Here is a 17,057-nt window from a genome sequence, read left to right on the forward strand (position 1 = left end):
TTAATTTAGAAAATTATTATTCTTTATTTTTTTTATTAATCATTTAAAGAATAGTAATAAAATAACTAGATAGCAACAAACTCTGGTAAAACAATTTCTTTAATTTTAACAATAGCCTCACTTACTGGTGTTTCAGATTTTCTGAGGTTGATAGCCATATGATTGACTCCCACATTTTCATATGCTTTTAAATATTCGGTAAGATGATTGATACCTACTGTACCACCAAAACGTTGTGGTTTAAAAGTCGCATTGTCGTCTTTGGACAGGTTTAAATGTATAGCTGAAATATAAGGTTTTGCCGCTTGGTCTTCGTCATACAAAGCATTACACCAGTACTTTCTGTTCTCCAAAGTTTCGGCAACAGGTCTTGGATAGTTAAACCAAGCTTGAGCGTTTTTGGCAATCCAATTAATACTTTGTCCAGAATGACCAGCTACGACTAGCGGAATGTCTTTTTTCGGTTTAGGATAAACTTCTATACCGTTAGTTAAAAAATCGTATTTAGATTTTAAATCGCTATTGGTTTTCCAAGCTTCCTTAATGATGTCAAGATTATTTCTAAAGATTTCCGGTCTTTTATTATAATCGATATTATACATCGGGAACTCCACAGGTCTGTCTCCCAAACCTAAACCTAACAAAAGTCTACCGTCACTTAAATTTTCAATAGTCGCAGCAGCCTTTGCCAATTTTATAGGCTGTTGTAAAGGTAGTACAATGGCTGCAGTACCCAACAAAATGTTTTTAGTTGCTGCAGCTAAATAACCCAAGTACGGTAGGGTGTCAAACAATTGTGCACCATCACCAAAATTTGGGTCGTACACAGGAACATCTCGCACCCATAAAGCAGCAAATCCTGCTTCGTCAATTTGTTGGGCCAATGCTAAATGGTTAGAAATGTCTGGCACGCCAAAAGGTCTGTTGTCTTCCAAACGTTTTCGATTTCCTTCTGATGACCAATCATTATCTAAAGGAAACTCTATACCAAGTGTCATTTTACTTGGCTTGTATAGTTTATCAAATGGATTCATAGTATGTGTTTAAAATCATCAGGTATCTGTGAGGACACCTGATGATTTTCAAGATTAGTTATTCCAGATACTATCTGCGGTGTAGGGTCCGTTTTCAACTTCCCAAAATTTGCCATCAATAAAACGGTGTCCTTTGTCTAGATCCTTCAACAACACTATATCCTCTTCAGTAAGTGTATGGTTTAAAGTCTCTAAATTCTGAAGCAATCTCGCTTCATTTATAGATTTAGGAATGACCGCAATACCTCGTTGCACCGTATACGCCAATGCTACTTGCGCAGGGGACATATTTCTTGCGTTGGCAATGTTTTTTATCGTATCATTTTCCAACAAACGTAGTTTGGAATTTTTATCTACAAGCGAACCTAATGGTGCATATGCCGTTAGATGCATATCAAAATGCGAGCATAATGCTTTTAATTCTTTCTGTTGTAAAAACGGATGCATTTCTACTTGATTCATCTCTGGTTGATGCACTGCAGTCGCTATTATTTCTTTCAACTGATTCTCATTGAAATTGCTCACGCCAATATGCTTTGCAAGTCCTTGCTCTAAAACAGCTTCCATCCCTTTCCAAGTATTGGTTAATGGCACTTCTGATAATGGAACAAAATCAGATGCTTTTTCTGGCATTTCCGTTCCTTTTTTAAGAGCGACAGGCCAGTGGATAAGATACAGGTCTAGATACTCTAGCTGTAAATCTTCTAAAGTCTGGTTCAGTGCAGGAATCACATTATCTTCACCGTGAGAAGCATTCCATAATTTGGAAGTCACCCATAAATCTTCACGCGTAACCAAACCTTGTTTTATCGCATCGGCAATGGCATTACCTACTTCTTTTTCGTTACCGTAAGCCGCAGCACAATCAATATGTCTGTATCCTATTTTAATAGCGGAAAGTACTGCATTGTACACTTCATTTGGTTCAGATCTAAATGTTCCTAAACCTAAAATTGGCATTTCGTCGTTATTTCTAAATTTTAATGTAGTCATCATTATATATTTATATTTTTTCTTTTTTGAATAAAACTATGGTCAACAAGAATCCTACGATTACTAGTATACCACCTACCCAAGGCGTCGCTTCAATTCCTAAGCTCGATTCTACAACCATTCCGCCTACATAAGCACCAATAGCAATACCTACATTAAATGCTGCAATGTTCAAGGCAGATGCTACATCTTCGGTTCCTGGCAAGTATTTTTCAGCCATTTTCACAACATATAATTGCAATGCAGGTACGTTTGAAAAGGCTAATATTCCCATAAAAAACAAGGTTATTATGGCAAAAATCTGACTAGAAGCGGTAAAGTATAACACAAACAATACGATGGCTTGTAAAGCAAACATGACCAATAAGGCTTTTCCTGGTTTGTTGTTAGAAACTTTACCACCTATGATATTCCCAATCGCAATGGCGATACCATAAATTAAAAGAAATACACTAGTCATATCCGAAGAGAAACCGGTTACTTCTTCCAACAAAGGTGTTAAGTAGGTAAAAGTGACAAACGTACCACCATAACCAAATGCAGTAATGGCTAACACCAATAAAATAGACGGATTCTTAATCACTTTTAATTGGTCTATAAGACGTAATGGCGCTGATTGTTTTATATTTTTAGGAACCAACGCTAAACTAGCTATTGCACCTACTAATCCTAATAGGGCAACACCAATAAAGGTTGCTCTCCATCCAAAATTCTGACCGATATATGTTCCTAAAGGCACACCAGTTACAATAGCCACGGTAAGACCAGCAAACATTATGGAAATAGCAGTTGCTCGCTTATCTTTTGGAACCAAACTAGCTGCAATAGTAGAACCGATAGAGAAAAATACACCGTGTGCAAAACCTGTTACCACTCTTGATAATAGCAACAACTCAAAACTTGGTGAGATAGCTGCCAATCCGTTACCAATTATAAATAGTAACATAATACCCATTAATAACTGTTTTCTAGGAATTTTACCTGTTAAGGCAGTTAATATGGGTGCACCAATGGCAACACCAATGGCGTACAGACTAACTAATAGTCCTGCTGATGTTAATGAGGTGCCTAGGTCACTTGCAACGGTAGATAATAAACCTACAATTACAAATTCCGTTGTTCCTATGGCAAATGCACTAATGGTCAATGCCCATAATGCGGCTGGTAGACTCTTCTTTTTGGCTACCGTAGTATCTCTATGTATTGTTGATGTTTCCATAGTTTCTAAGCTTTTTTTTGTTACTGTTATTTAATAGCAACAGGATTTATTTGTACTTGTGTAGAGCCTTCATATAAAGGATGACCCAACACAAAAAGGAATTCCCAAGCTTTATCCTCAACCAATTCATCTACAAGAATATTTTCCAATACTTGTACACCGTATTCGGTTGCCATCATTTGATTTACAGGGAAAGAAAGTGAGCTGTTTTCGTGTGGCACCGCTTCAAAAGACCAGTTATCAGCACCTGCTGCTACAATTCCTTTTTTACCTAAGTAATGTGCAGCTTCAGTACCAATTCCAGGTCCGCCAGCTAGGTAACGTTTGTCATCTTTACCCATTAATTTTGTCCATCCTGTGTAAAACAGAACCACATCTCCTTTACGGATTTCAATGCCTTGTTTTTTAGCTACTTTTTCAATGTCTTCTACCGTAAAAACAGTGCCTTCTTTTATAATATCTTGATTGTAGTAAGAGCGCATATCTAGCACAACACCTCTAGTAACAATTGGGGGTAATTTTTCTAGACCTAATTTTTTTACACCAGAAACGGTTAAAAAATCTTCCACTTTATGTCCGTTATAATGCACATTGTCTCTACCATAATGTGCCAATCCGTTTATTTGAGATCCAACACCTGTCCAACCAATTAACTGGTCATCTACGTAAGTGAATTTGTTGGAACCTGCAGCAGCAGTTTCTGGTTGTACAGTTTCAATGTGAAAGTATCTGTGACGGAAAGCTGCAGTTTGTGCATTTACCACCATTCCTAAGCGGTATACTTTTCCTTTTTTAACCAATTTTACGGCATCTAAAACCGTTTCTTCATTCAAAAGATTTAACGCACCAATTTCGTCATCTGCTCCATAAGGTGATGTTGGTACTTGTTGTGCATTTGTTGTTACAGCAGTAAAAAGCGTAGCTGCTAACGCAATTGTTTTTAATGTATTTACTATTGTTTTCATTTTAATATGTTTTAAATTTCTTATACAAATTTCCGTTTAAATCGAGGGCTGTGCGAGGATGTAGATCACCATTTTAAAGTGATATATGTCACATTTAATACTGCTCATACATCACTTTACTTTTAATTTTATTTAATCTTGAAGCTTCATTTTTAGCACCAAGTAAGGCGGTTTACTGGCGTCTTTTCCTTCATTTAATAAAGGCAGATTGTGAAGCTGATTTGCTACGATATACAAGTAGTTTCGGTGTATGGCAACACCATCGGGCCAAGACAAGTCTTTTTTGGATTGCGCAATGGTTTTCATTCCAGCAGGCGTACTTTCTACAATGGCCGAATTTTCAACATCGGTTACATATACTTTTCCGTTTGCACCCACTTTAAATCCGTCAGATTTTGGTTTGTTGGAATAAAACTCGATGTATTTATTCAGGTCAATATCTTGCTTACTTTCATCTGCTAATACAGCAGACGGAATGCGGTAAATTTTAGTATTACCCATTGCACCATAGTAGATGTAGTTGTTTTCGTCATCAATAGAAATTGGGTTTAAAGGATATCTTGGCTGAATGGTAGTACCGTCATTTCTTTTGTTGGATACTAATCTGCCGTGAATTTTCACTGGTTCATCAGCAGGTAAAAATGAAGCATTCCCTTCCAAAACACGTCTTATATAACCCGTTTCTAAGTTAATCACGACAAAAGCTGGTGCAACTGGCGGATTTAAAGCATCTGTCATATCTGCAATTACAGCAGTGTTGTTTTTCACATCAATCACAAAATCCTGTAAAAAAGGTTTTGTTGATAATACCGTATTTGGAATAGGAAAAACCTTTGTTACATTACCGGTTACCAAATCAAAACCCACCAATTTTGGAACCTGATTTTGTTTTACGTTGCCCATATCCAATACCCAAAGAATTCCGTTGGCATCGGCTTGAATTCCGATAGTTGAATTGATCCCTTTTAAGCTCCCGTTTTCTGGTTTTACGATCCATTCTTTATCACCAAAAGGAATGGCTTCTCCATTAGGCAAAATTTCTTTCACCATATATTTTGAAGCGCTTAAGGCACTCATTGTTACAAATATTCTTCCATCGGTAGAGACTGTAATATTACCAGGTCGAGACTCAGGAAATGTTGCTATGGTTTCCAATTGTGCTTGTGCCAGCATTGTAAAATTCATTACAAATGTCAAGAAGACTGTTTTTATAATTGTTATCGTTTTCATCGTTATTGTTTTTAAAAATTGAATGTGATTTGATTAGTTGCCTAAAAATTTCTTTTGGGTTGAAGGATCTACCCAGATAACATCGCTAGGGTCTCTGGCAATGGCATCAAAAACGAGTACATCTAAGGGGCCTTCTAAAATTTTTCCGTTTCCGTGTGCTGTGCCTTTCCCCCAAAAAAGTAAGTCGCCTTTTCCTGCAACAACAGGCCCTTTGTCAGCCACATAAAATTCTGCTTTGCCATTTAAGATGTAGAGGTAGGCATCAGATTTTGCGTGGTAGTGCATAGGCACTTCGTCATACAACCTGAAGATTCTAACGCCTGCGTGTTCACGGTCTATTAATCTGATGTCTTTGATGATACCATTATGACTTTTAGGTAGTAGCGTTACATATTCATCAATATTGATAATACCGTAGGAGTTACCTATTAACGGTCTCTTATCTTCTTGCGCATAGGTGTTAAAGCCTATGGCAATTACTGTAAATAATAGAAAAAGTGTTCTTGTAGTTTTCATAGTACATTGTATTTAATTGTTCGATACAAAATTCTATGAAAACCAAGATGTGTGCGAGGACATACATCACGGATTTTTTGTGATGTATATCAATCTTGAAAAGTGATTTAGGTCACTTTTAGCTGTTAAAACGACTTAAAGTCTCTCTGGATACGCCTAAATAAGAAGCGATTAATTTTTTAGGAACGCGTTGAATCAATTTTGGAAGTTTGTTTAATAGGTACTCATACCTGCTTTCTGCGGTCATAGTAAGCAATGAAAGGATTCTTTGTTGCAGATTGATATAACCGTGGTTGGATTTAATTCTGAAAAAATTGGCAACCGCAGGTACTTCAAAGCAAATCTTTTCCCTATTCTCTAGGGATAAACAGAAGAACTCAGAATCTTCAAGACAATCCACAAAAATAGTCCCGGGTTCTTGATGTTGAAAAGCACAATGGTCGCTCACCCAATAGTCTTCCATTGCAAATTGAAGAATATGTTCTTTACCTTTATCATCTATAGAGTACGCTTTTACTAAACCTTTGATAATCCAATATTCAAAATCTACAGGTTGGCCAACTTGAATTAAGAATTGGTGTTTTTTAAGGCTTTTGTATTCAAAATGAAGTCGAATAAAATTCCATTCGTCATCAGTTATTGAAGATACTTCCTCAAAATGGCGTCTTAGTAAATGAAACTTCTCTTCCATAAAGTGAATTTACTCTTACTTTCTGGATAAGAAAAAACTTTACATTTTTCTTGTCTTCTGAGCGTTCCGTTTTCATTAATGTTTTCGTTTTTCTCAAATTTAGGGCACCTATTTGTGTCGCTTATGATTAAGGGCGTGATAGGGTTTTGGCTTCAAGCCAACTTAAACTAGTCACTCGGCAAAGCCAAGCGATTGCTATATTCTTAAACTACCTGAATGGAGAATTATTCCTACCCAGCCAATTCATCGCAATAAAAACCTTGGCTGGTCAATATAGTAATAACGGTTTCGGGGGCTACTTCTTCGGTTTCAACCCGTAAGATTTTATCGCAGTCTTCTAGGTCAAAATTCCACTCTTCGCTAGGCAATAAGATATTCAAAAATGAGCCCACCTGCCGCACTTCTTTTTTACTGGCTACGGAAGTTTTAAAGATATGAACCATGGTGATTGTTGTTGTATAGTTTGAGGTATTTCGTTTATTATTCGTTAATCAATTCTTCATAAGTCGATTTGAGTCGCTTGCGAAGAAACTTAACGGCATAATGTTTTCTTGAAAGCAAAGTATTGATGGAAATTCCTGTAACTGCTGAAATTTCTTTTACAGGTACACCTTCCAATTCAGTCAATTCAAAGATTTCGCGTTGTTCAATAGGCAGCTCTGTAAGCGCAAGTTCCAGTTCTTCCCACATCAATGACCGTATATAAACATTCACCGGACTGTCCGCTTCATCTGTTTGGGGAAATAGCGAGGCAATCACACCTTCCGAATCATCGCCATCGTGTTCCATGGAAAGTGACGCTTCTTTCTTTTTCTTGCTTTTATTGACAATCAGGTTTCGGGCAACGCGAAACAGCCAACCAGAAATATTCTCAATAGGATTGTGCGTGGTGTCCATGGTTTTCACGAACTGAAAAAACACATCCTGAGCAATATCTTCAGCATCTTCTGTAGAAGGAACCCTGTTCTTGATAAAAGAGCGGATTCTAGGCTGATGTTCCTTAATCTGCCTTTCTACATTTTCCCTATGTTCAGTTTTGCTCACGGTCAGGACCATCGTTTTCTTTTACGTCCGAATCAGAAAAACAATCATTTTTATGCTCCATCCATTGCGCAAACTTCCTCTTTTTAAACCATTCTTTACGTTCCTCTGAACTCATGGTCTTCCATTCTTCACGACCTTTTAAGTCACTCCATTTGTGTTTATGAGAATGTTTCTTTTTACCCCCAATTCCTGAAAAGAGGATTCTGGAAAGGATGAAGAGTCCTAAGGCCTGCCAAAAACTAATGGTAGTGAGACCAAAGATTTCTGGCATTAACCAGTTCCATAAAAGCATGATTACGGAACCAAATAAAAACAACGCTGCTGCGCCAAATACAGGGAAGAAAATGTATTTGTACTTATATATAAATTCTTTCTTTCTCATTTCGATCATTAATTATGTTCTCTTGTATAGGTAGACAAATGAGAGAGAAGAATATTTTAAGTGGGCAGAATTTTTTTTTAGAATCGGAGCAAAATCGTTCGGTGATGATTAGTGTTTTGAGTTGAGGTCAACTTGGGCTACGGTCTGACCTTCGGTACCAACCAATTACACAGAGGCTATTCGATGGTCGGCACTAACAAGCTAAGTCATGCTGTAAGCATCTTTTTCAGAAGCGCAGATAGGGAAATATCTTGTGAAATGTGAAAAGGCCTCTACGAGGTGACTGTAATAGTAGGCTTAGGTCGATTGAGACTGCTTCGTGCCTCGCAGTGACGGTACTGGGCATTGACTGTTTGAACCGTCATACTGCTCCGAAGCTTCGGAAGGTTTCAGCATCCCTCAAAATTAGGTCACGTCCTGAAATAGGTTGACACAATCAATTGATAATTGTCAACTAAAATCAGGACGAGACATTACCTGAGAAGCAATAACTCCACTCGTTTCAATTATTTTTTCCTATTTACTTAACAAGTATGAAACTAATTATTACTTTTACTTTTGTTAAGTAAACAAATAACTATGTCAGAACATTCGTTGGGTGAGTTTGAGGAACTGGTATTACTGCTGGTAGCCGCCAATAATAAAGAGGCCTATGGCGTACTGATCCTTGAAAACCTTGAAGAAAAATTAGGAAAGAAGGTAAATGTCAGTGCCGTGCATGTGGCCCTCAAACGCATGGAAAACAAGGGTTTTGTAGAATCTAGTTATGGCGGCATCACCAACGAACGTGGAGGCCGCAGAAAAAAATATTATAGTATTACTTCAATAGGGAAAAAGGTACTGGATCAGCAATACGAAGTCAGAACTTCGATTTACCAGCAGATTCCTAAAATTTCATTTGGTCAATGAAAGCCCAGCCGCCAAAAAGAGCACTCCAATTTCTGCGCTGGTTTTGCAGGGAAGATTACCTCGAAGAATTCGAGGGTGATCTGATTGAGCTCTTTGAGAAGCATTTTGAAACATCACCCAAAAAGGCGAAAAGAAAATTCTTTTGGGGCGTAATGCGCTCTTTCAGGCCGGGGTTTATGAAAGCATTTTATAAGGTCAACTATTCAATAACAACAGCTATGTTTAAAAACAACTTGAAGGTGGCGTGGCGCAATGCGCTTCGACAACCTTTCTTCACTTTCCTCAACACATCGGGTCTTGCCATTGGTATGGCAGGCGCCTTGATTATTACTTTGTTTCTCCACGATGAGCTCAGCTTCGACAAAATGTTTGCCGATGCAGATCGCATTTACCGCGTCAATATCGACAACCGAACCGCGGGCGAAACCAATCATTTTGCAGCCGTTTCTAGCCCTTTGGCCAATGTAATGCAAAGTGATTTTCCGCAGGCAGAAATGATCACTCGATTAAAAGTGAGCAACAGCATTTTACTTAAGGAGGTAAATGCCGAACAAAATGTAAAAGAAGATTACGTTGCTGGTGCAGACTCTACTTTTTTCGAAATGTTTGGTTTGAAACTGCTCTATGGAAATGCAAAAAACGCATTGCAAAAGCCAAACTCTATTGTACTCACCAAAACCGCAGCCCTCAAGCATTTTGATTTAGATAAAGCACTTGGCCAAAGCATGGTGCTCAATAATGATGAGATATATGTGGTCACTGGCGTGATGGACGATTTACCTAAAAACTCGTTTTTAAGAAATCATCAGGTCTTTATTTCACTTTCCAGTTTTGATGATGCCAAAAGCTTGGCTTGGAATACTTGGAGCTTTCCCACTTTTGTGAAACTTAGCCCTACGGCAAATGAAGAAAATTTACAGGTTTATTTGAGCACGGTGAAAGATCGTTACTTAATTCCTTGGGCCATGACTTTTATGCCAGGACTCACCGTAGAAAGTGCCAAAGAAATGGAGAAATCCTCTGGTGATTTTATGCGGTTTACGCCCATTGCTCTAACTGATATTCACCTGCATTCACCCAATATTGAAGATGAGTTAAGCACCAATAGCGATATTCAGAATGTATATATACTCGCTGCGGTTGGTCTATTCTTAATCATCCTTGCCTGTGTCAACTTTATGAACCTGTCTACCGCGCGGTCTCTGAAAAGAGCAAAAGAAGTGGGCGTGCGCAAAACGTTAGGCAGCAGTAGGTCAGGGTTGATCAAACAGTTTCTAACGGAATCTACTTTAGTAGCATTCATGGCACTGGTATTGGCCATAGCCATTGCAGCCCTCTGTTTGCCTTACTTTAATCAATTGGCGGGAAAAGCCATTTCAATTCCTTTTGGGAATCCGTTGTTTTGGTTGGTACTCTTGGGGGTTTCGCTTGTTTTGGGTTTTGGTTCGGGGAGCTACCCTGCATTTCTAATGTCGAGATTTGCACCCATTAAGGGAATGAAAGGAGGGGACATTAAAGGAAATGGAGGCAGAACGGTGATCAACAGCCTTGTGGTTGTTCAGTTTGCCATTTCACTATTTCTCATGTTGGGTACTTTTGTAGTTTTTCAGCAACTCAATTTCATTCAGAATAAAGACCTAGGGTATCAAAAAGATCAGGTGCTGATTATTGATGATGTAGATGCTACAGGTAAACAAATCGAAGCTTTTAAAAACCAAGTGAAGACAATTGCTCAGGTAGAAAGTGCTTCATTGAGTAGCTATTTGCCGACTCCTTCACCAAGAAGTGCCACCACACTTTTTCCTGATAAATCGCTTGGGAGCGAAAATGCTTTGATCATTGGCAGTTGGGATATTGATTACGACTACCTCTCCACCTTGGGGCTGGAATTAGTGGCAGGTCGTGATTTTAACAGGGAATTGGCCACGGATTCTAGCGCCATGATTTTGAACGAATCCACAACTGTACTGCTTGGCTTGTCTCCCGAAGAAGCCATAGGAATGCGATTCACGGATGATTTCCATAGAGAGGATAAGGAAAACATGCGCTACTTCACTGTGATTGGAGTAGTCAAAAACTTCCACTTTGAAACCCTGAGAAACAGCATTGATGCCCTTAGCCTGACGCTGGGAGGAAAGCCTAAGAAAATGCTAGTCAAACTGAATGCTGGAGATTTTTCGAAAGGTATTTCGGAATTAGAAACCGTATGGGAAAAGTTCGCGCCAGGTCAGCCTTTCAGTTATTATTTTATGGACGATTCCTTCAATAATACTTATGATACTGAACAGCGTTTGGGCAAAATATTTGTGATTTTCACTTCGCTTTCCATTTTTATTGCCTGCCTTGGCCTGTTTGGTTTGGCGGCTTTCAATGCCGAAAAAAGAGCGAAAGAGATCAGTATCCGAAAAGTGCTGGGCGCCAGCATAGGTCAAATTACTTACAAACTGTCCATTGATTTTCTAAAGCTGGTGGGCTTAGCGACAATAGTGTCACTGCCCTTAGCAGGCTATTTCATGAACCGCTGGCTACAAGATTTCTCTTACAGGATTGAGATCCCTTGGTGGGTGTATGTACTTACGGCTTTTATGGCGGTGGTTATTTCTATCCTCACCGTGAGTTTTCAAAGCACAAAAGCCGCTATGAGTAGTCCGATTAAAGCTTTGAAGCAGGAGTGATTTCTGTTCTTAACCGCTAAGAGCGCTGAGTTTCGCAAAGATTGCAGAATATAGTCCGTTAGCTATTCTATTAAAGCTAGTTTCTGGATAATCGCTAACAAGCTAAGTCATGCTGTAAGCATCTTTTTCAGTAACAAAGTTGGAGGGTGTTTTGTCTTGTAAAGCATGAAAAGATCTCTACGAGATGACTGTAATAGTGGGCGGTTTTCTTAACCGCTAAGGGCGCTGAGTTTCACAAAGGTTTAATCGAAGAGCAATCGCTCGGTTGCACCGAGTGATGGTTAGTGTTTTGAGTTGAGGTCAACTTGGGCTACGGTCTGACCTGCGGTACCGACCGATAACACAGAGGCTATTCGATGGTCGGCACCGAATGACTGTTTTGAGACTGCTTCGATTGATGGCGCTTTGAACAATGCTAGTTATGAGCAGTCACTAACAAGCTAAGTCATGCTGTAAGCATCTTTTTCAGAAGCGCAGATAGGGAAATATCTTGTGAAACGTAAAAAGACCTCTACGAGGTGACTGTAATAGTAGGCTTAGGTCGATTGAGACTGCTTCGTGCCTCGCAGTGACGGTACTGGACATTGACTGTTTGAACAGTCATGCTGCTCCGAAGCTTCGTGGGTGTTTCAACATCCCTCAAAATACTGGAGAACTAATTGGGGTTTTATTGATTTAAAACGGACAGGGTCCTAGCGCTCATATTGGGTCACAGGTTCTGCCAGAGGCAGATAAATCGGAGAACCTGCGACACAGGGAGGTGATTTTAGTCTTTTTTAAAATCTTCTATCAATTTTTTAAATTCTCTCCACTCAGGGTCTTCATAAAAATCTATCTCAATTGGGTATCTTTCATGTTTAGTAAGCGTCTTATTTAGTGAAGCCATAAAATCATCTTGAGAAGCACTGTAATAAACGAGTTCTTTTAAATTATTTCCTGTTCGACTATAGGCGTGTTGATATTTTTTGAACGAGCTCTTTATGTTCTCAATGGCTTCCTCTAGGTCAATCATTTTTTCATTTATCTCATGGGGAGGCATTCCATTGTTAGTTTCACCTTCGTATTTCCAAGAAATAACAGTCAGCACAGGGGATTTTTTTATTATTGAATCATTCGGAATCTCATCAACGAACTTTACTATTACGGGAAACTCATTTTCATAATACCTTCCAATTATTCCCTTTTCTTCAGAAGCGGCCTCTGATTCATTTAGCTTTTTCTTTTTTGCAAATCCGAAAAATGATGCCATTAGATGTTTTTAAGAATGTAATATCACTCACTATTAAAGTTTACAGATAAACAGTACAATGGTAAGTAGCTAAAGTCTAATCAAATTCTAAACTATAAACCCTAAACAATAAACCCTAAACTTCACAAACTCACCCCGCCCATCCATCTCTGTCCAAGCTGCGGTATTGAATGGCTTCGGCCAGGTGCTCAATTTTGATTTCTTCGCTGCCGGCTAAATCGGCAATGGTGCGGCTTACTTTTAGGATTCTGTCATAAGCACGGGCAGAAAGCCCCAACCGCTCCATGGCGGTTTTTAAAAGTACCCTTCCTGCTTCGTTAATCTGGCAAATGTCTTTAACCATTTGCGAAGGCATCATGGCATTGGAATGCAGGCCGTGGTCTTTGAGTCGGGCCGTTTGAATAGCGCGAGCTTTGATTACCCTTTCACGAATGGCGGTACTGTCTTCGGCCTTTCGGTTTTCCGTCATTTGATCGAAGGAAACGGGCGTTACTTCTACGTGTAAATCAATGCGGTCGAGCAATGGGCCGCTGATTTTATTGAGGTAGCGCTGCACTTGTCCCGAACCGCAAACGCAGTCTTTTTCCGGGTGATTATAATAGCCACAAGGGCAAGGGTTCATGCTGGCAATCAGCATAAAGTTGGAAGGAAAATCTACCGAAACCTTAGCACGAGAAATGGTCACTTTACGTTCTTCCAACGGCTGACGCATTACTTCTAAAACCGTGCGTTTAAACTCGGGTAATTCATCCAAAAAAAGTACGCCATTGTGCGCCAATGAAATTTCTCCGGGTTGCGGATTTCCACCGCCCCCGACCAAGGCTACATCGCTTACGGTATGGTGCGGGGAACGGAAAGGTCTTTTCGTAACCAAGTCGCCATTGGCAGTCAGTTTACCAGCTACCGAATGTATTTTGGTGGTTTCCAACGCTTCATACAAACTCAATGGAGGAAGGATTGAAGGAAGCCTTTTCGCTAACATGGTTTTTCCTGCGCCAGGCGGGCCAATCATGATGACGTTATGACCACCCGCTGCTGCAATTTCTAAAGCTCGTTTGATATTTTCTTGTCCCTGAACATTCGAAAAATCCGCTTCATAGTCATTCAAATGGGTAAAGAACTTGTCGCGAGTATCGTATTCTAAAGGCTCGATGTGCCGTTTTCCTTCCAAAAATTCGATGGCCTCAATTAGGTTGCCTACACCAATTACATCAAGGTCGTTGACGATGGCTGCTTCGTTCGCATTTTCGCTCGGAAGAATAAAACCTTTGAAACCATTATTTCTAGCCTCAATGGCAATGGGCAGCACACCTTTAATCGGCCGAAGATTTCCATCCAAGGCCATTTCACCCATAATGAGGTACTTCTCTAATTCTGGTGCATTGATTTGGTTAGAAGCATTCAACACGCCCAAGGCGATGGGCAAATCGTAGGCAGAACCTTCTTTCTTGATGTCGGCTGGCGCCATATTGACCACCACTTTTTGCCGTGGCATGCGGTAATCAAAATGCTTTAGGGCAGATTCTATGCGATGCTCACTTTCCTTCACAGCGCTATCGGGCAAACCACTGAGCCAGAACTTAGTGCCTTGCACAATGTTCACTTCAATGGTGATGATTCTTGCATCTACACCATGTACAGCCGCTCCGTAGCCTTTACTCAGCATCTATGGTTCCTTTTTCTATCAGTTGAATAAGTATGTGAATTACTTTAATGTGAATTTCCTGAACTCGGTCGGCATAGCCCATGTGTGGCACACGGATTTCTACATCGGCCAGTTCTGCCAATTCCCCCCCATTTTTCCCCGTAAGGGCAATTACTTTCATTTTTCGTTGCTTGGCCACTGTGGCTGCGCGAAGAATGTTCTTCGAATTTCCACTGGTGCTAATCGCCAAAACAGCATCGCCTTCGCGTCCTAAACCTTCGATATAGCGAGAGAAAATGGATTCGTAACCGAAATCGTTTGAAACGCAGCTGATATGGCTGGGGTCTGAAATAGCAATGGCAGGCAATGCCCTGCGGTTTTCGCGGTAACGACCAGTCAGTTCCTCGGCAAAATGCATGGCATCGCAGTGCGAACCACCGTTGCCGCAGCTGAAAATTTTACCATCATTATTTATGGTATCTACAAAGGCTTGCGCAGCCTTTTCTATGGCTTCAATGTTTTGTTCGTTGTCCAGAAAGTTTTCTAGCACTTTGGCGGCTTCCTGTAATTCTTGCTTAATCAGACTGTAATTGTCCATGTTGAAGAGGTTTTAATCGAAGAAAGGAAATTATACGAAATATATCAATGCAATCTGAAATAAATCTAAATGGATTGCATGTTGATAAGCTTAGTATAGACCCCGTTTTGTTGCAATAAAGTTTGGTGATTCCCCCGCTCTACGATTTCACCTTTTTGCATTACCAAAATTTCATCGGCATGTTGAATGGTACTCAATCGGTGGGCAATCACAATCGATGTTCTGTTTTTCATTAGGTTGGCCAAAGCTTCCTGCACCAGCTTTTCAGATTCAGAATCGAGTGCCGAAGTGGCTTCATCCAAAATTAATACCGGTGGGTTTTTCATTACTGCGCGGGCAATGCTCAATCGTTGGCGCTGACCACCAGAAAGCTTTCCGCCTCGCTCACCAATATTGGTTTCGAAACCATGTTCCAAATCCATGATGAAGTCGTAGGCATTGGCAATTTTAGCCGCTTGAATTACATCTTCCAGCTTGGCATTGGGCATGGCAAAAGCGATGTTCTTAAATACGGTGTCGTTAAATAAAATAGACTCTTGCGTGACGATACCCATCAGCGCACGTAAAGACTCGGCTGTTACGCTAGTGAGCGGATGTCCGTCAATTAGAATTTCGCCATCTGTTGGGTCGAAATAGCGAGGAATCAAATCTGCCATGGTCGATTTTCCGCCTCCGGAAGAACCCACCAAAGCCACCGTTTTCCCTTTTTCAACCGTAAAGTTGATGTTCTTTAATACCGTTTCTTTGTCGTAAGCAAAGCTCACATTTCGGAACTCAATTTCATTATTGAAACCCTGTAGTACGGTAGCATTAGGTTCATTTTCGATTTTTGGCTGTTCGTCAATCAATTTAAAAATACGATCGGCTGAAACGATACCGCGCTGAATGTTACTCAAGGACTGAGAGATACTTTTTGCTGGATTAATAATTTGGCTGAACACGGCAATGTAAGCCAAAAGCTCACCCGCTTGTAAGCCACCTTGTTCGTTCAAAACGAGTGTTCCACCATAAACCAAAAGGGAAGCCACTACCACAATACCTAAAAACTGAGAAACGGGCGATGCCAGTTCGTTCTTACGTGCCATGGAAATGTTGATCTTTCGGTAGGTCAGGGTTTCCTTTTCGAAAAGGTCGTCTACATAATCCTTGGCATTAAAGCCTTTGATAATGCGCATGCCTGAAAAAACTTCGTCCATCAGGTTCACAATTCTACCCAACGACTCTTGGCTTAGTACCGCCTTTTTCTTCAATTTTTTTACAATCCACGAAATCAGAAAACCCATAACAGGGAAGAAAACCAAAACGAATAAGGTTAGCTGAAGCGAAGTGGCTAAAAGGAAAGCCACATAAATGATGATGGTGGCAGGTTCTCTAAAAAGCACTTTAATAGAGCTGACCAATGTGACTTCAATTTCCTGAATATCGTTCGTCATACGCGACATGATATCGCCTTTTCTTTCGCCAGAAAAGAAGTTTAAGTGCAGATTAGTAGTGTTTTTAAAAACCTTAGTTCGAATACGTTGCACCACGTTGGCCCTTACAATGCCCATAGTCACATTGGAAAGGTAAGTGAAGAGGTTCGAGAGCAGGGCTGAGATGGCAATAATGATACTGACATAAATTAAGCTGCTCGATTTGCCTTGTGTGTCGCGCAGGTAAATCAGTTTTTCGTAAAGAATAGATTTAAGGCGATCTAAAAAACCCATTTGATCACCTACTGCCGCCACAGGGTCAAGTCCTTCTTTTGTGTTTTCGAATATTATACTGAACAAAGGCTCGAGTAAAGCCAAATTGGTCAAACTGAAAATGATGGCCAGCGTAGCAAACAGAAAATACTGCGGGAAGTGTTTATGGTAGGGTTTGGCAAATGCCAGAATTCTCCGAAAAGTCTTCATAATTCAATTTCG

At 40.0% G+C, this 17,057-nt stretch carries 16 protein-coding genes; 2 read left to right on the forward strand and 14 right to left on the reverse strand.

What is annotated here, in order from left to right; translation table 11 throughout:
• Positions 1 to 65 precede the first annotated feature (65 nt).
• The 10 genes from MB14_RS02770 to MB14_RS02815 form a co-directional block, all read right to left on the reverse strand.
• Positions 66 to 1,034: a TIGR03571 family LLM class oxidoreductase gene (locus MB14_RS02770; RefSeq protein WP_062588476.1), complete on the reverse strand. Its 969-nt coding sequence runs from the start codon at positions 1,032 to 1,034 to the stop codon at positions 66 to 68.
• A gap of 54 nt (positions 1,035 to 1,088) precedes the next feature.
• Positions 1,089 to 2,030 carry an aldo/keto reductase gene (locus MB14_RS02775; protein WP_311316233.1) on the reverse strand — a complete coding sequence of 314 codons (942 nt, stop codon included), beginning with the start codon at positions 2,028 to 2,030 and terminating at the stop codon, positions 1,089 to 1,091.
• 7 nt (positions 2,031 to 2,037) lie between these two features.
• Positions 2,038 to 3,246 carry an MFS transporter gene (locus tag MB14_RS02780; RefSeq protein ID WP_062588478.1) on the reverse strand — a complete coding sequence of 403 codons (1,209 nt, stop codon included), beginning with the start codon at positions 3,244 to 3,246 and terminating at the stop codon, positions 2,038 to 2,040.
• Positions 3,247 to 3,272: 26 nt separating this feature from the next.
• Positions 3,273 to 4,211 carry a cyclase family protein gene (locus MB14_RS02785; RefSeq protein ID WP_062588480.1) on the reverse strand — a complete coding sequence of 313 codons (939 nt, stop codon included), beginning with the start codon at positions 4,209 to 4,211 and terminating at the stop codon, positions 3,273 to 3,275.
• A 132-nt stretch (positions 4,212 to 4,343) separates the two neighbouring features.
• Positions 4,344 to 5,441: an L-dopachrome tautomerase-related protein gene (locus MB14_RS02790; RefSeq protein ID WP_084375939.1), complete on the reverse strand. Its 1,098-nt coding sequence runs from the start codon at positions 5,439 to 5,441 to the stop codon at positions 4,344 to 4,346.
• Between the two features lie 33 nt (positions 5,442 to 5,474).
• Positions 5,475 to 5,957: a cupin domain-containing protein gene (locus MB14_RS02795; RefSeq protein ID WP_062588484.1), complete on the reverse strand. Its 483-nt coding sequence runs from the start codon at positions 5,955 to 5,957 to the stop codon at positions 5,475 to 5,477.
• 118 nt (positions 5,958 to 6,075) lie between these two features.
• Positions 6,076 to 6,648: a Crp/Fnr family transcriptional regulator gene (locus tag MB14_RS02800; RefSeq protein WP_062588487.1), complete on the reverse strand. Its 573-nt coding sequence runs from the start codon at positions 6,646 to 6,648 to the stop codon at positions 6,076 to 6,078.
• 230 nt (positions 6,649 to 6,878) lie between these two features.
• The gene (locus tag MB14_RS02805; RefSeq protein WP_062588489.1) at positions 6,879 to 7,091 is read right to left on the reverse strand and encodes a hypothetical protein; all 213 of its coding nucleotides are present in this window, start codon (positions 7,089 to 7,091) and stop codon (positions 6,879 to 6,881) included.
• 37 nt (positions 7,092 to 7,128) lie between these two features.
• Positions 7,129 to 7,692, reverse strand: coding sequence for an RNA polymerase sigma factor (locus MB14_RS02810; protein ID WP_062588491.1), 564 nt, complete (start codon positions 7,690 to 7,692; stop codon positions 7,129 to 7,131).
• Positions 7,679 to 8,074, reverse strand: coding sequence for a hypothetical protein (locus MB14_RS02815; RefSeq protein ID WP_132644041.1), 396 nt, complete (start codon positions 8,072 to 8,074; stop codon positions 7,679 to 7,681). The genes MB14_RS02810 and MB14_RS02815 overlap by 14 nt, the downstream gene beginning before the upstream one ends.
• A gap of 579 nt (positions 8,075 to 8,653) precedes the next feature.
• Between MB14_RS02815 and MB14_RS02820 the strand changes: the two genes are divergently transcribed.
• The gene (locus tag MB14_RS02820; protein ID WP_062588496.1) at positions 8,654 to 8,983 is read left to right on the forward strand and encodes a PadR family transcriptional regulator; all 330 of its coding nucleotides are present in this window, start codon (positions 8,654 to 8,656) and stop codon (positions 8,981 to 8,983) included.
• On the forward strand, positions 8,980 to 11,658 hold the full coding sequence (locus tag MB14_RS02825; protein ID WP_221405452.1) for an ABC transporter permease: 2,679 nt from the start codon (positions 8,980 to 8,982) through the stop codon (positions 11,656 to 11,658). Before MB14_RS02820 ends, MB14_RS02825 begins: the two co-directional genes overlap by 4 nt.
• A 766-nt stretch (positions 11,659 to 12,424) precedes the next feature.
• On the opposite strand, the gene MB14_RS02830 is transcribed toward MB14_RS02825, so the two are convergent.
• The 4 genes from MB14_RS02830 to MB14_RS02845 all read right to left on the reverse strand — a co-directional run bounded on the left by MB14_RS02830 (position 12,425) and on the right by MB14_RS02845 (position 17,045).
• Positions 12,425 to 12,907, reverse strand: coding sequence for a DUF695 domain-containing protein (locus tag MB14_RS02830; RefSeq protein WP_084375941.1), 483 nt, complete (start codon positions 12,905 to 12,907; stop codon positions 12,425 to 12,427).
• A 130-nt stretch (positions 12,908 to 13,037) separates the two neighbouring features.
• Positions 13,038 to 14,573 (reverse strand): YifB family Mg chelatase-like AAA ATPase, encoded by a 1,536-nt coding sequence (locus tag MB14_RS02835; protein WP_062588498.1) that lies wholly within the window; start codon positions 14,571 to 14,573, stop codon positions 13,038 to 13,040.
• Complete coding sequence (lpcA, locus tag MB14_RS02840; protein WP_062588500.1) at positions 14,563 to 15,150, reverse strand: D-sedoheptulose 7-phosphate isomerase; 588 nt, start codon at positions 15,148 to 15,150, stop codon at positions 14,563 to 14,565. Before lpcA ends, MB14_RS02835 begins: the two co-directional genes overlap by 11 nt.
• 65 nt (positions 15,151 to 15,215) lie before the next feature.
• Entirely contained in the window at positions 15,216 to 17,045 is a 1,830-nt protein-coding gene (locus tag MB14_RS02845) for an ABC transporter ATP-binding protein (protein ID WP_062588502.1), read from the reverse strand.
• Positions 17,046 to 17,057 lie beyond the last annotated feature (12 nt).

Source organism: Roseivirga ehrenbergii (assembly GCF_001593005.1).
GTDB classification, from domain to species: domain Bacteria; phylum Bacteroidota; class Bacteroidia; order Cytophagales; family Cyclobacteriaceae; genus Roseivirga; species Roseivirga ehrenbergii.